At 43.9% G+C, this 15,267-nt stretch carries 5 protein-coding genes; all 5 read right to left on the bottom strand.

Features of this window, described 5'->3' with window-relative positions; translation table 11 throughout:
• Positions 1-2: 2 nt before the first annotated feature.
• A complete protein-coding gene (locus tag JZ784_RS11575) occupies positions 3-5,918 on the bottom strand; it encodes an SdrD B-like domain-containing protein (RefSeq protein ID WP_346315048.1) in 5,916 nt (1,971 codons plus the stop codon).
• Positions 5,919-6,117: 199 nt separating this feature from the next.
• Positions 6,118-8,856 (bottom strand): hypothetical protein, encoded by a 2,739-nt coding sequence (locus JZ784_RS11570; protein ID WP_346314967.1) that lies wholly within the window; start codon positions 8,854-8,856, stop codon positions 6,118-6,120.
• Positions 8,857-8,907: 51 nt separating this feature from the next.
• On the bottom strand, positions 8,908-9,396 hold the full coding sequence (locus tag JZ784_RS11565) for a hypothetical protein (protein ID WP_346314966.1): 489 nt from the start codon (positions 9,394-9,396) through the stop codon (positions 8,908-8,910).
• A gap of 197 nt (positions 9,397-9,593) precedes the next feature.
• Positions 9,594-12,629 (bottom strand): hypothetical protein, encoded by a 3,036-nt coding sequence (locus JZ784_RS11560; protein ID WP_346314965.1) that lies wholly within the window; start codon positions 12,627-12,629, stop codon positions 9,594-9,596.
• A complete protein-coding gene (locus tag JZ784_RS11555; protein WP_346314964.1) occupies positions 12,616-15,264 on the bottom strand; it encodes a hypothetical protein in 2,649 nt (882 codons plus the stop codon). Before JZ784_RS11555 ends, JZ784_RS11560 begins: the two co-directional genes overlap by 14 nt.
• Between the last annotated feature and the right edge of the window lie 3 nt (positions 15,265-15,267).

Genomic DNA, 15,267 nt, shown 5'->3' with positions numbered 1-15,267 from the left:
ACTCACGGCTCCATTGCTTTATTGATTGAAGGTTTATTTTTACCAAATAAATTCTCATCAAACTTGAAGCGGAATCTAAAATAAGCGCCATCCATGGCCGTATCGCCATCCGTTAAATCTTTATCCTTATAGCCCATAAAATTATAGCCGCCGGATACCCATAAATTGGCCGCAAGTAAATAACCTGCTTCTACACCCGCAAGATATTGCACTCCATCAGAAACATTGTTCCACATCACACCGGTATTCAATCCGGCATCCCAACGCTCATTGATGTCATACATAAAACGGCTATTAACCATCTGAGTCATACCGCTGGTCTGCAAGAAATCATAGGTCTCATTCAGGTACTTCACCGCATACTGACCTGACAAATGCACGTCCCGTACAGGATGATAATTCATATGTGCCGATAAAACATACACATTTCGCTGATACGGGGCACTCAGCGTCGTTTCATTATTTTCATAACGGTATTCAACTTTACTCAGTGCATCAAACCGGTTGGTCTCGACATCACGGTATGCAGCCCCTAACTGGAAGCGGTTTACAATACGGTCACCCGATTCAGCTGCTTTATTATCTGAATAGTTCAAGACGTTTTTCGCCAGCAGCGTCACTTCATCTGTCAGCTTATATACAGTACCCAGTGTATTCAGATAACTGTCTGACTGGTTAGACCAGCGCCCTTCCAGACGCGCCACATTTTTCCAGCGAGGATTACTCAGATGCTCAATACCCACGGTCGCCGCCGTTGATTCCAGTGAATCCTTATTTTCACCTTCTATCACTTTCACTTTTTCAAAGCTGGTATTGAAGAATATGCCTTCTTTGAGCTGCCAGCGGTTACGTACACCCATCGCTGCTTCAGCTTCACGTGCACTTATGCCATCACGCACACGGTATTCGCTGAAAACCGAACCATCCCGCATATATTGGCTGTCTAGCCCGAATACTGTGGTATTCCGGCTTTGTGTATCATTCAGTTCATACAGCCCGCCAATACTGGAAATAAATTCATGACGCGCATAAGCATGAACATTTTTATAAATATTCGCATCTGCACCTAATGCAAATACTTTGCGTTCACTGTCCGAAATATCCTGTTCATACTCGGCAAAAACGCTGGCTCCATTAAATGGAAGATTCGCCTTGAGCTTAGAGCGGATAGTCGTGCCGTTATAAGGTGTAGAGACTGCAGAGGTAGACTGGCTCGCAGCCTTTGCGGTTTCGTCATAATAACGCACTCCAATTTCCGCACTCAAAATGCGGTTAATCGCGCGCTCAATCGTTGCACTGACACCGCTGCGGACGCCCGCATTTAAACTATCTTCAGTACGCAAGGCTTCAAGGCGGATCACGCCCAGCTTATCCACACGGGCATTCAGCTTCACAGCGCTTTCTTTACGTCCAGCACTAATCGAAGAAGCAGCGTTTTTAAACCCGTCATCTGCTTGATGATGATAAGCCCGTACTTCAATATTCTTATCTTTATAATCAAGTTCAATGCGGCCTGCTGTGCCGTCTTTTGGTGTCACTGCGCCATTAGGCGCATTGACATCAGTCAAACTGTCCAAGTTAATAGAATTATTTTCTGAATAGGCATATTCAGCAACCAATTTGGTCTTTTGATTTAAATGGACCACTGTATTGACGCTGGCAATTTTTTCTTCGTCAATCGGGTCTTCGTTCTGAATATAGGAACCGCCTACACTGACTTTGCCAGTCAATTTCAGGGAGCCATTGACACCCGCAACGGTATATTCTTCACCGCCTTTATCGGTTTCTACAGTGATCCGTAAATAGACTGGATTGAGATCTGCATCAATACTGCTCAGCGGGGTAGTCAAATAAATGCTGTTGGTATAGGTATCAACTTCATAATCACTGAAACGGGATAGCGTTTTTTGCGAAATAATCAAGCCGGGATTATTTCTGTCACGCACAATAATTTCAACTTTTTCACTATTTTCCAGCACTTCATCCGCACTGATGCCTAGCGAATACGGCCCTGAAACCCCCATAGCGCGTAATTCATTCACAACCTGTGTGCTGCTCGTGCGAGAGGCAAAACCGCTGATTTTGTAGCGTTCGCCTTCTATCACAGATTTAACACCTGTCAATGACCGGCTGTATTGGCCAAGTGATAAGCCTTCATCGTTTTCGGTACGGGTAACGTAGTCGCCATACATTGCATACGAACGGCCTTTGTCCACACGCACATAGAATTTGCTGGTCGACTGCGCATCAAAACCTTTGGCGGATGCATCTCCATAGATCGGGTAATATTCATCCGGGCGAATGTCACGGAACAAGCGCTGATTGCTCGACTTCGCAGAATCATAAGCCAGGGTCAATAGATAATCACCGCGAACTTTACCTTTTAAAAATAATGCCGCACGCCCACGGGCTGCTTTAGTGCCATCAGCGGAACTTGACAGATCATTAAGTTCTTCCTCAAAGCCATCCTGAGTCGAAGATTTCGCCAGATTTTTAGGATCAAAATTATTAAGTGCAAATGCCCCCTCAATAATCCCCGCCGCCAGCATTGGACGAAGTTCTGCAAGGAAGCGAACGGGCGTGCTGGTTTCATACACGCCGCTGCTGATTTTTAAAACACCTTCACCTGCCTCTGTCGGCGCAAGGATAGGCACAACAATGGTTCCGCCCTCAGCAAAAACTTGAATGCCGGGCTTATTCGGATCTAAATCTTTGAGCTGGACTGTGCCAATGCTGGATTCAATGCTGACAGGTGTACGGGATGCAATAGGCGTTCCATCCTGATCGGCAATTTTAACCACAGCCTGAAATACATCTTTGCCATTGGCATACACCTTTGGCTCAATAACCTGTATATCCAGCTTTGACAAATTGCCTGGCGCAATGACAGTCACTTTACGGCTGTCACGCAAATTGCCCCAGCTGTCGTACTGACGCGCTTCAATATTGTTCTGTCCTGGCTGAAGCGCAACACCAATAAAGTCCAATCCAGCAGTGCCCAAATCTGCGGCAACCGCTTTCTTGCCAATGCGCTTTTCATCCACTCTGACATCATTGACAAACAGCTGAATGTCGGTTCCCAATGCGCCTTTAAGCTGTACAGCTGTCTGCGCAGCCGGCAATATCTGCTGATCCTTCAAATTCAGGATATTCAATTGATTGGATTCAGAACGCTGCAATTCTTGTTCTAAATCCAGCATGACTGGCGCTTTAACTGGCTCAATTTGAACTGTTTTGACTTCCCGCAATTGGTCTTTGCTATACTCGACATTGCAGTTTGCTGAAGCTCCTATTGCACTGATGCAGCCGCTCGCAGGCTGCCCCTGTACATCAGATACATAATTAGCAACCGAATCTATACTCAAGTCTGAACGGATGACCTGCTCCAAGGCATCCAATTGCGCCTCTATATTCTTTTTGCGTGCATCAATTTGATCTGACAATGGCTGACTGCACTGCCCCATTCCATCCACTATGGCAAAATCCGCTCTATGCAGCTCTCCACGCTTTATATCAACAAAACGGCTGCCAGGATCACCTGCCTGACGGTTATTGATCAGCAGCATTTCCGCATTTGCAGGCAATGTAGCAGTATCCAGCTTCAAGACATGTGTCAGGGCTTTTACACCATAAAAGTTATATTTCCCGTCCCGGTCAGTCACCGCAAAAGTGCCATCTTCCATATAAATGCGGATACCGGGCACTCCAGCCTCGCCAAGATCTTGTATGCCATTGCGGTTGCAGTCTGCGAATACCTTGCCCACGATAAAACCATCAGGACTGAAAACGCCGGGAGAAATTTTGAGCTGCGCCTGCGCTTCATTTGAGGCCGTCCCTAACTGATCTTTTGCATAGACGCGGTTAATGCCGTCGCCGCTTAAAGCATTTGGACCAATATAGACGCGGTACTGCACCTTCATTTCCTGCTGCGGCGTCAATGTGCCCAGCCCCAGAGTTAAATAAGGTCCTTTTTCCCCTTGCGGATCCTGATATTTTTTATTATTTACACGCGTTGTGCCAGTGACATAGACTAAACCGCGCGGCAAGGTATCTTTCATATCCACATCGTACAGCGTGGTATTGCCCTTATTGGCCACAGTCACAATATAATCTTTAAAGTCACCAATTTCTGCAGTCTTACTGCCACTGATTTCTTTTTTCACCACCAGCCGGTTATTGACAGATGGCGCCGCAAGCGGATCAATTGGAATATCAATGCTTAAGGCAGCATCGCCAGTTTTCAGGCTAAAGTTGCCGCCATAAGACCAACTTGAGTCAACTGGACGGTTGCCAAAATTATTGTAAATAGTTTTGTCACTGGTAAAAGTATAGCTAATACCGCCAGGAATCGTGCTGGTATCGACATGAATGCTGTACGTGCCTGGAATCACTAAAGGATAAATGAACTGTCCATTGCTATCGGTCACTTGAGTCGCCGCTATTGGAATCTTTTGACCCGTTTGATCATCGATGCGGAAGGCAATATTGTTGCCAATTGGCTGGCCATTGGCATCACGCAAAGTCACCGTTGCGCCGGCAACAGGCAGTCCAGTTTTGGCATCAAAAACAACACCGTAAGGGTCAATTAAAACATCAGCTGTAACATCAGTAATGGTTTTGGTTGAATCACCATTTTCATCTAAACAGTCAGTCAAGCTAATCAGAACACTGTCACGCTTAACCGTTTGCAAGACAAAATCACCGGCATTGGGCGCAGTATTTTCTTCGGTCGGCAATTCAAAGCGGAAGATCCCTGTGTTTAAGCCTGTTTCAATGCCGTCAACATATTCAACATCCCCCGTCGTGCTCGACACAACCTTGATTTTTACTTTATCCAGTGCAGTGCGTGTTGCATTGCATACGGCGCTGGAGGCAGAAATATACAGGGGTTTCTTCAGACTTCCTGTGCCAATAATACTCGAATAGTCTCCTGTATTATTGGACACATCAGAATGCCCGCCGATATTGGTAATTGCATCATTTGAAATGGTTTTTTTGATGCCTGCCGCGGTACTGTGTTCCACACTAAAACGGTTGACCAGTGTTGTACTCGCAATATTCGAGTTCATCGTCACAACCAGTTCAACAGCCTCAACTGCATTACCTGCTAGCGCTTGAGGATAAGCAACGACAAGCTCATTAATCGAGGTTTTATTGGCTGGAATTTGCTTGGTATATTTATTATTGGCAGATTTGTACAGCACAATTGCATTGGAATTGGCTGGTTTTGCAGACTTGAATACAGTATTGGCCGGCAGCTCATCCACGAGCAATACCGCCTGCATGGATACCCCATCAACATCAATGGTGGTTAATCCAGAGTTTTTTGCAGAATTATTTTTAACTTCCAGCCTATACGTTAAGTCATACGACTGACCAGCACTAGGCTCAAACTGCTGCTTGTCTACAGTTTTTGTTGCAATTAACTGCGGAACATAGCTGATCAAAGCATCTGCTGCCGTTGCCTCTGCAGTAGGATCTTGCACCGCATAAGCGCGTAAAGGCAAATCAACCTGCTGTTTATCTTTTAAGGAAGCTGACGTATCCGCAACAACCCAAAGGTTTACTTTTTCACTTATTTTTAATGAAATTTTATCTGTCACAACAAGATCAGCACTGTCAAACTGACCATTTTGATTGCTGTCTAAATAAATTTTGATATTGCTTAATTCTGGGTGATGCAAACGGTCAAACAAGACATCAACCGCCGCATTACTATTATTGCTGAGTTCATTCAGCCAAATGACTTTGGAGCCGGCATCCACTTCCTGTAAAGGCGGCGTTGTTAGCCCAATGACATAAAGCGGTGTAATCGTGACACCGACTGTGTTGGACGGCACATCTTTGTAGTATCCGCCATCCAGTGTACTGTAACTTGCGTAAGCGGTATTGCTGATGGACACACCAGCATCAGGCATGGCTGCATAGGTCTGATTCACCAGCACAATGGATGAAGCCAATGTAGTGAATACAAATGCAATATGACTGCTGTTACCCGACTTAAATCGCTTTGACACGACAATACCCCAGAAAAATAAAAAAATAAAATATAAATCTAAAAATTATAGAGATGAGCACAAACCGAGGTTCATGCCCATCCAGCTTAAAAGCGCTTAATTATTTGTTAACTTCAACACTGAACTTCATGATTGCAGAGTCGCCAGGTGTCAAATCGAACTTATCAGTATCAATACTATTCGCAGTTGCACCTGCTTTCACATTACCTTTCGAAGCAGGATCAAGTGGTGTAGGGAGAGCAGTTTTCAACGTTGTATAGTTTGGAACCGCATCCGTGATTTGGACACCGGTTACATCTGCTTTACCATCATTGATTGCTTTAATTTGGTAAACAATACAATCACCTGGTTTTGCTGCTAAAGTAGCCGTACCAAAACTGCCAATTGTACCGGTACATTGCGCTTGTAACGCTTGGGTCTTCTCTAGACGAACCTGACCGGAAGTCACTGTTGTTCTGTCTTTATTTGAAACAGCTGCTGCTGGGTTAATGCTTGAAATTGCACCTTCCGCATAGATGTTAATTGTTGAAACATCGACTAAGCCATTGGTTGCTGTACTTGGCGCTTGTACTTTCACCCAAAGTTTTACGCTTTCACCTTGAGCTAAACCTGCAAGTGCTGTACCCAAATCATTCTTTTTAGCAAGAGTCAGTACCGTATCACCAGAATCTAATACGCCATTTCCATTACTATCTACATAAACCGTTGTGGTGAAACCGGTCGTTGTATCATCCTGAGCAATATCAAGGTATAGGGTATTTACAGCACCACCTTCAGTAACGTTGCCCGTGTTAGTCAAGGTATGTTCATAAGTTACTGTACCGCCTGGTGCGACAGAGCTTTCTTGACCAGTTACCAAGGTTAAATTACGAACAGCATTCACTATCACCTGGTCTTTCATACTGTCAGTAAGTTTCGTTGCTACAGAAGTGACAGAGAACGTTATATCTTTATTACCCTCTGATGCATTTGTTGGTGGCGTTACTTTTGCACAGAAATATTGAGTATTGGTCGTTCCCGAGTCGACATACGGCTTAACATCCCCCGTATTGGTAACTGGTGCTGTACCTGTACAAGTACCTGTACTATCCGCAGTAAAGAACTCAACTTTCCAGTCAGATGGAAGATTAGTGGTTAAATTATAGTTATCTGTACTTGAACCGTGATTCGTTACAGCAATAGGGAAGGTAACCGTTTGGCCAGGATTAGCTTTAAGTGTATCTACAACATATGCTGTATTTTGACCTTCACCCGCTTTCTCAGCACCTTGGTTATCAGTACCGTCTTTGTCACCCTTACCGTTACTTAAATCGACAGAGTTTTTAGTGACATCGGTGATTTTTAAAGTAATCGGGTCTGTTTGAGAGCTGTCTTTCGTCGAAGTGATTTTCACAACAGCGGCTAAGTTCACCCCGATACCACTGTATTCAGGTGGCAAATTTACGACAGCAATTAACTTATAGCTTCCACCCGCCGCAATTGGGCCTGTGTCTTTTGCATTACCTACAGTAGAAGTAAGCGGTGTTCCATTTGCCTGAAGGAAGGTTACTGTTGTACCTAACGGTAAATTTGAAGCTGCAGTATCAAGTTCTACGGTGAAAGTATCAGTTGTATCACCATTATTGTGCACATAGATCACTTCAAGGCCAGTATTTTCTGTGCCTGAACCAAATTTCACACTGCTGCCCTGTGCAACCGAAGCTGCTGTAATGATGTCATCATTACCTGTTTTTGTTTTAATAGTCGAACTATCGTTAATTACACCAGTGTTGGTTGCCAATACTTTAATTTCAGTATTGTTCGTTGGTACATCAGGTGTATTGCCGCCTACAGTAGGACCATCACTATCATACATCGCGGTGTTTGGTACAGTGCCTGGCGCAGTACCCTGTTTTACATTAGCTTCAAAGGTAATGTTGCCATCGGTATTGCGTTCTACATTTTTGATCACAAAACGTAATTTGTTCGCACTTGAGTCATATGTATAATAACTTGTCGTCTCAGATCCAGTAGGGCTTTGAATATAAGCCAGTGCTGTACCATTTAACTTGACAGTATGTGTACCTTGAGTAAATACAAGATTGGCATTTAAAGTATCGTCAATAACCAGGTCACCTTTATCATTACCCTTGTTACGGTAAGATAAAGTATATGTCACTAGCTGTGCCACTGTGGTTACTTTTACTTCATTTACTGAAGCTTTTTTCTCCACGGCAAAAACTGCGCCTGCAGTAATTTTTGCAGTATCTGTATTTGACTTGGTCTTATCTGCACCTGTCGTGTACGTACTGGTCGCGCTAAGTTCCAACTGACCAGCAGTCGCATTTGAAACACCGCCAGCAGTCGTTGCAACCACAATCAGGTTCACTTTTCCGCCTGCGGCTACAGTCACGACTGTACCATTTGAGCCCAAAGTCAACGGAGTGTTTGAATCCGCTTTACCGTCACCATCAGCATCTAAGAACACTTTAGTATTGCTGAAGTCCCAGCTATCGCCAGTCAAGTTTGCCAAGTCAATCGTAAACGTATCTGTGCCGTTACCATCATTGTATAAAGTATGCTGGAACTGTACTTCAGAGTTTTGGTTGGCTGAAGTTGTAACGTCTTGTACTAAGCGGAAGCTGCCCACTTGAGTCACAGTGGTTTTTACTTCGTTTGACGTCACAGTTCGAGTTGTTGAACCATCACTATACGTTGCTGTTGCAATGTTGCTGATGTTGGTGCCCGCTGCAGGTGCAGCTGCTTGAGCGCCTGTTGTTACTAGTGCCAGCCCCCCAAAAGCTGCCGCTATGGACAGATACAGGCTATTACGCTTTAGTGATTGAATAGATGTTGACATTGTGTTCCCCACTCCAAAAAGGAGTTATGTTGATTTTAAAGTGTTAAATAATTAGTCATTTGCCGCGTTAACTTTGGTTTGCGCTGTTACAGTCACAGCCTTTTTAGATGGCAGCGCAGCAACCTGCCACTGCAAAGCGCGATAATCTTTCAGAGGCACTTCGACTACTTTTCCATTTACTGTTTTTTTCAGCGGTGTTGCCGCAAAATTAATTCCGTCTGTACTTGCAAGCGCGCCGGCAGGTGAACTGATTCCCGTATATTTTGTATCCGCTGGGATAGGCAACGTCGCTTTAAGCCCGCTGATGCTGCCAGCAGTGTTATTTGTATAGGTTGCCCGATATTCAATAACGTCTTTGGGCTTAGTCACATCCGAAGAAACAAATTGGATCTTGCCTTTGTTGTCTACTGTTTTTTTAAATGCTTGCAGTTCAATAGAAACAGGCTCTTTTACTTTGCTTTGAGCCCATGTGACATGAGTCGCCGCAAGCCCCGCCATCAAACCGAGTGTTAATCCTTTTAGCACAACATTCGCTTTCATCTTATTTAGACCTATCACAATAAAAATTATACTTTGTTTAACTATGTCACAATTTTATACTAAATACGTAACAATATTAAACATTTTTTAACCAAAATTAAAACTTTGTTACTAACTATTTATACAACTTATATCGTGTGTTATTCGGCAAAACCGCAACCTGCACGCTCTTTGCTGTAGGTAGTTTTGCCTGAAAATCACTGGACTTGGACACAAAAACCGACTGTTCCCGTTGCATGCGGTGCTAATCCCCCTCCAAGACTCCAATTCAATGGAGTGCTGCCGCTCACCGCACTGCAGCTATTCCCTGTACACATGCTCTTCAATGAAGTTCCCAGCGGCACTGCATCTTTGAGTGTGACATCGACCAATTTTTTTGCTGAATTGTTGGCATAGCTAATTTGGTATTCCAAATAACTCACTTGATTTTGGACTTTGGTTAAAGTGTTGGTTTTCACAAAAGCGGCTGTATCTGCAGCAGTTGAAGGACAAGACTTAACTTCGCGAACATTCTTGACCAGATCTAATCCAGCAGAACCTACAGTGGTAATATCTCGAACGGTATTCGACAATTTTTCACTGCTGCCATTGACTGTAGGTGTGTGCTTGACCGCAAATTGAGCGCTTAAGCTATCGCCAGACTTGGCGCTTGAAGGAGAAATTACCCGCTGCACCAAACAAATTTTTTGATCCGGTAAAATAGGCGCAGACAAAGGGGCGCTTTGCAGTGCTGCATCGTATTGCTTTTCACCGGTATCAACTGCGCCATTACAGTTTGCATCGTAATAAACAACACTTTGCCACGCTTGACCTGTTGCCGGCTGCTGCAGGTTGGAAGGGCTTAGGCTGCCTAGCTTGTGCACGCTTTTTGAAATAATTTCATGCGGATATTCCACAACATCCCCAGCAGCAATATTTTTTTGACCATTTTGAGTCAAAATCAGCTGGAGCTGTGCATCACCAAAAAGAAAACCTTCATAAGTATTTGAATTCGTATTTTTGGTGACCGTAAAGAGATCAAAGCTTGCATCAGTAGTTGCAGTGACTGATGCGGACTTTACACTGCTCACAGATTGGTAACCTTCAACGTTCTTTTGAGCCAGACAGACCTTGCCTGAAGCAGCATCAAATACGTCTTGAAATGTACGGATTTCAAAATCACCATTGCCATTGGTTTGAACTGATGCATATTCAGGGGTGCCAGAACAATTTCTTAAGGTCACGGTACTGCCGGAAATGCCCAATTCACCTGCATCGATGATGCCATTGTAAGCATTGGCTGCAACCTTCGTCGCGCCACTGTTGTCATCAAACACGCGTCCACTGAAGAGATAAGGCGCCTTAATTGCAATAGTTGCTGTTGAACTATTATTTGCAGTAATCGTTTCTGTTGCAGTAGCAACACCGCTTACTAGCGGTACGGCAATATTTGCTGTGTTAGCAATACTTGTACCCGCTGTATTCGCTAGAGCTGTTACTGTAAATTCAAGATAGGCAGCAGGGTTTGTTCCTGTAACGGTGGTTTTAGGCAAAACCATATCTTTAACCGTCAGCAGGTTATTGACCAAAGTTATTTTATCGGCAGTTGGGCAAGTCAAAGCTGTACCAGAGGAATCCGTACCCACAGCCTTACAACTTACACCCAATGCAGCAAGATTTGATGGAATCGCATCTGTGAGTACAGCATCAGGCATGGCATGCGTACCAATATTCCAAGCCTTAATAGTGTATACAGCATTTTCACCAACATTATAATTAGCCTTATCTGCCGTCTTAGACACAGCGAGGTCTACAATTGGTTTAATAATCGTATCTGTGTCTGTAACACTGCAAATACCTAATGTATTGTCAAATGCACGAGTTAAACCTGTATTTGTCCCCCCTACCGAGCTTGATGCTGTACAAGAAACACCCGTAGAGGACCCCATGGTTGGCAATTTGACACTGGCTTTGTTTATTGTACTGGCAGCCGCATTACCCGTTACTTTAGCAGTGACCAATATCTCATAGAAAGCATCTTTTGCTAAAGGGCCAGTGTCTTGCCCCGTATTTTCAGACGAAGTCAGATCAGCATCAGCCACAAAAAGTTTTGCTGAGTCAATTTTTGAAGAGTCTGTACATTTGTTATTTGCAGCGGTACTGCATTCTACTTTGACCAGCTCCAACCCCTGCGCAAGGCGGTCATTTAAATAAGTGCCTGTAAAAGTGTCTGGCCCTTTATTGGTGACACGGACGGTATAAGTGGTATTCAAGCCTTTCACGACCTGTGTCGTACTGTTTGTTTTTTCTATCAGCAGGTCACCCACCATAGAGTCAATACTAGCAGCGCTAAATACAAAAGCATCAGCACCAGAGTTAGTGCTTATATTCCCCGCAGCAGTCGTACTAGAACGCATATATACAGCAAATGTTAATGTTGTAATTGGCTGTGTCGTCATCAACTGAATACTGCCACTCGCACCATTACTATCAATGGTAGCGCCAATATTTCCTGCTGAATCTGAAGTTGAAATATAAGCACCAGAATGTTTTATTTCATAATTGGAAACACTAAAATTTTTACCAGAAAGTGCTGCCATACTTGCAATATTCGTAGTGGTTAGCAATTTAAACTGCGCTGCTATACCATACCCGACAGTTCCACCTAATCCTGAAATATTAATTACAGGATTTGTCACAGGCCGATCCCAAGTCAAGGTAATTTCACCCATTTTATGACCTAGCCCACCATTTACTGTAGAAGTATTAAGAGCTAACGAACGCCCCCCCAAAGTGCTCCAGTTTCCTGTAAATCGAACCCCATAGTTCGCATCAAGATCAATCCCTTTTTCAATGTCTCCTGCAGCACGGCTAGATGAAAATACATTACTGTATTGTGCATAACCACTTGTAGGAAAGCCTTGTTTAGCTAAAGCAACAAAGTCACCTGCTGTAAAAAATAAACTGTTGTTACTCGCCGTTGTATCAGAATATTGAGTTTGTGAAATCGTATATTTCACAGATGTCTTCGGGTAGTAATCTACTAATGCATTACTTGTTGGGTTTGCAGGATTAAAAACGTACGTTGTAGTTGTAGGCGTTGTTGACGCTGATGACCTGTTTGTACCACTACCAGACATAATTTCCAAAGTCGGAACCGCATAGGCATTTACAGCTGTAAGTGCCAATGTCATTGCGAATATATGACCAAATTGTTTTCTCATTAGCTTAGAACCCATCTCAGTTCCCCACATACTTCACCCCAAATTCCAAGCTATGGCTTGCACCGCTTTTTACTGCTGGGACTGAACCCTGAATTGCACCGCTTTGACCTATTGCTGGCGCTGTCATAGAACCCCCTTCACAATCTGTGCAAACAGGCGCTTTACTCATCACCATGGCTTCTGGAGTCATATCGTAAAAAGTAAATCGTCCAATATCTGATGCGCCCATATTTTTTACCGTCAGCTGATAAATCACACACTGTCCCGAACCATTGCTGTTCTTGGTAATCGGTAATACATTGGTGGTGAAAGCCCCGTCTGCAGTGCCATCACAATCATTGTCTTTGGCTTGTAATTTGGTTAACCGCACAGGTGATGTCGTAATCGTAGTGATGTCCGTTGCAGTATCTAAAAGTGTATTGCCATCTTTCAGGCTAATCACTGAAGTATTGGTCACACCGACCTTGCCATAAGAGGAATTTTCCACTTTGGCAAAAATACGGATTGGTTTTTTCTCTGTCAGTGTCGCCGTCGGCACAACTGACAAATTAGTCATTAACACATCGCTTGCATCCAGCGTGCCATTGTCATTGGCATCGAAATACAGCGTCGTGATAAACCCTTGCTGATCATTACTTACAGTTAAAATGTCTGATGCTTTCAGAGCCTGACTTCCCCACTGCTTCAAAATATGGGTATAGGTAATGGTGCCGCCAGGTGCAATTTGCCCTCGTAAATCCGGATCTAGACTGATCGTACCTGAACTGTTTTTTGAGCTAATGTTAATCGCGTTATGAATCGTGTCATATCCATACTGTGCGTTTGGTGCAGGCAATTCAGAAGATGCTGTTCTAAAATAAATCTGTGCTGTTGCTGTTTGTGCTGTTGCATCAATACTCACAACAGCACAATAAATTTGCGATTCACCATTGTTTAAAATACGCGTAGACGATATTTCCTTGCTTGTGGTGGTACAGTTATCCGCTGTTTCAAAATAGCGTACGCCTGTTACACCTACAGGCAATTTTAAAGTCGTAAATACGCCATCATCATCTGCACTGAACTGATAGGCCGTTGCAAGACCTGTATGCGTGACTTTTAATGGGAAGGTAACTGTTTTGCCATTTTCCGCATTTAAGGTTTTCCAGGCGCTTGTTCCATTTGAAACTGCCCCGTTGCCCAAACCATTGTTTACTGTTTCGGGTTGATTGATTAAATCTACACTTCTAGACACTGCATTTTGGGTTAATTTGACTTGGTCCGTCACCGTATCGGTTTTGGCTGTATCACCAACCGACTGAGCTTTCGGTTCAACTTTAAATAGCGTACTGTTGCTGTCTATATAATCTTTTGGGAAAGTTGCCTTAACAACAATCGCTAAACTTGCGCCAACAGCTAATGTTCCCGTGTCTACAATGCCGTCACCATTTGTATCAAACAATGGGGTAATGCCATCTTCACGGTAAAACTCCAGCACTGTTCCAGCAGGAAAGTTATGCGTTCCAAGGCTGAGATTAAAGCGGTCTGGTGCGTTGCCTGTATTCCATACCCAGTTTTGAAATTGAACAGTCGAACCTGTTGCTGCAGTTCCCCGATCATCCAAATCATTGCCTGTCGATGCAGCACTATTGGCATTAATCACGACTGCATATTTAGGCAAGATTTCAAGCACCGCCGTGTTGGACTGTGCCGCAAGCACTGGGGTCCCAGCTGATTTATCATGATCATATGTCAGGCTAGCAAAGTTTGGAATTTGCCCAGGCGTTGTTTTAGCAACCTTCACTTTAAACTCAATATAACCCTGCGCATTGGCAGGGACATTGGTTATTTTTGCCCGAATGGTTTTATTGTCTGTGTCTAAATAATAATTAATGCCTGCCGGATCATCGCCATTGACATTTGCAGGATTAAGCACAAGGCCATTCCATACTTCTGCACCGGATACATAGGTCAATTCTGCAGTATTGAGCACATCCGTGATGTTCACTTCACCGCTTTCAGTCCCATTATTAAAATAGGTTAAACGGACAATAGCTTCATCATTCGCAGCCACAATGCTTTTATTAAAAGCTTTGCGGATGCTCATGACCGCTTGATTTGAAATCGTAACGCTGTCTGTATTACTGAGCGTTCCAGAAGCTCCCAGCTGAGCAGATGTCGCTGTAAGCGTTAAAGAGCCTGTAGCTCCTGATGTGGCCGCGCCTACCAATGCCTTTACAATCAAGGCAATGGATTCACCCGCATTTAAAGAATAGTTTGTGATAGGTTGATCATTATCAGGTATGCCGTTGCGGTCTTTATCTAAATAAATCACCAGCCCGCTCAGCGATGCACTGCCAGAAATGCCACCGGCACTCAAGCTATAGCTATCCTTGCCATTACTTGTATTGGTCAGCACATGGTTAAAATAAACTGGCTGATTGGCGACACCATACAAGTTATTATTATTTTCCAACTTAAAGCTATAAGCAGGAATAATGGTGGTTTGCACCAAGTTTGAACGAGAGGTTTGAATAAGGGTTGACCCTTCTTCTTTATACTCGCCCGTCGCCATATTACTAATCACCATAGCGCTATCGGCCATGGCAAAAGTTGTCACTGTTGCCCCCAACAACCCAGACATTGCCCAGCGCAGGCTTCGAGTCATCATTTTTTCCTTAAACATTTC

Origin of the sequence: Acinetobacter sp. CWB-B33, assembly GCF_039655955.1 — a bacterium.
GTDB lineage: Bacteria > Pseudomonadota > Gammaproteobacteria > Pseudomonadales > Moraxellaceae > Acinetobacter > Acinetobacter bouvetii.
The sequence above is the reverse complement of the archived record's forward strand: the minus strand, read 5'-3'. Positions and strand labels throughout refer to the sequence as shown.

Bases quoted from the DNA above. Each gene is read 5' to 3' on its own strand.
- JZ784_RS11575 (WP_346315048.1), bottom strand. From the start codon at position 5,918: ATGCCTGATGCTGGTGTGTCCATCAGCAATACCGCTTACGCAAGTTAC.
- JZ784_RS11570 (WP_346314967.1), bottom strand. From the start codon at position 8,856: ATGTCAACATCTATTCAATCACTAAAGCGTAATAGCCTGTATCTGTCC.
- JZ784_RS11565 (WP_346314966.1), bottom strand. From the start codon at position 9,396: ATGAAAGCGAATGTTGTGCTAAAAGGATTAACACTCGGTTTGATGGCG.
- JZ784_RS11560 (WP_346314965.1), bottom strand. From the start codon at position 12,629: ATGTGGGGAACTGAGATGGGTTCTAAGCTAATGAGAAAACAATTTGGT.
- JZ784_RS11555 (WP_346314964.1), bottom strand. From the start codon at position 15,264: ATGTTTAAGGAAAAAATGATGACTCGAAGCCTGCGCTGGGCAATGTCT.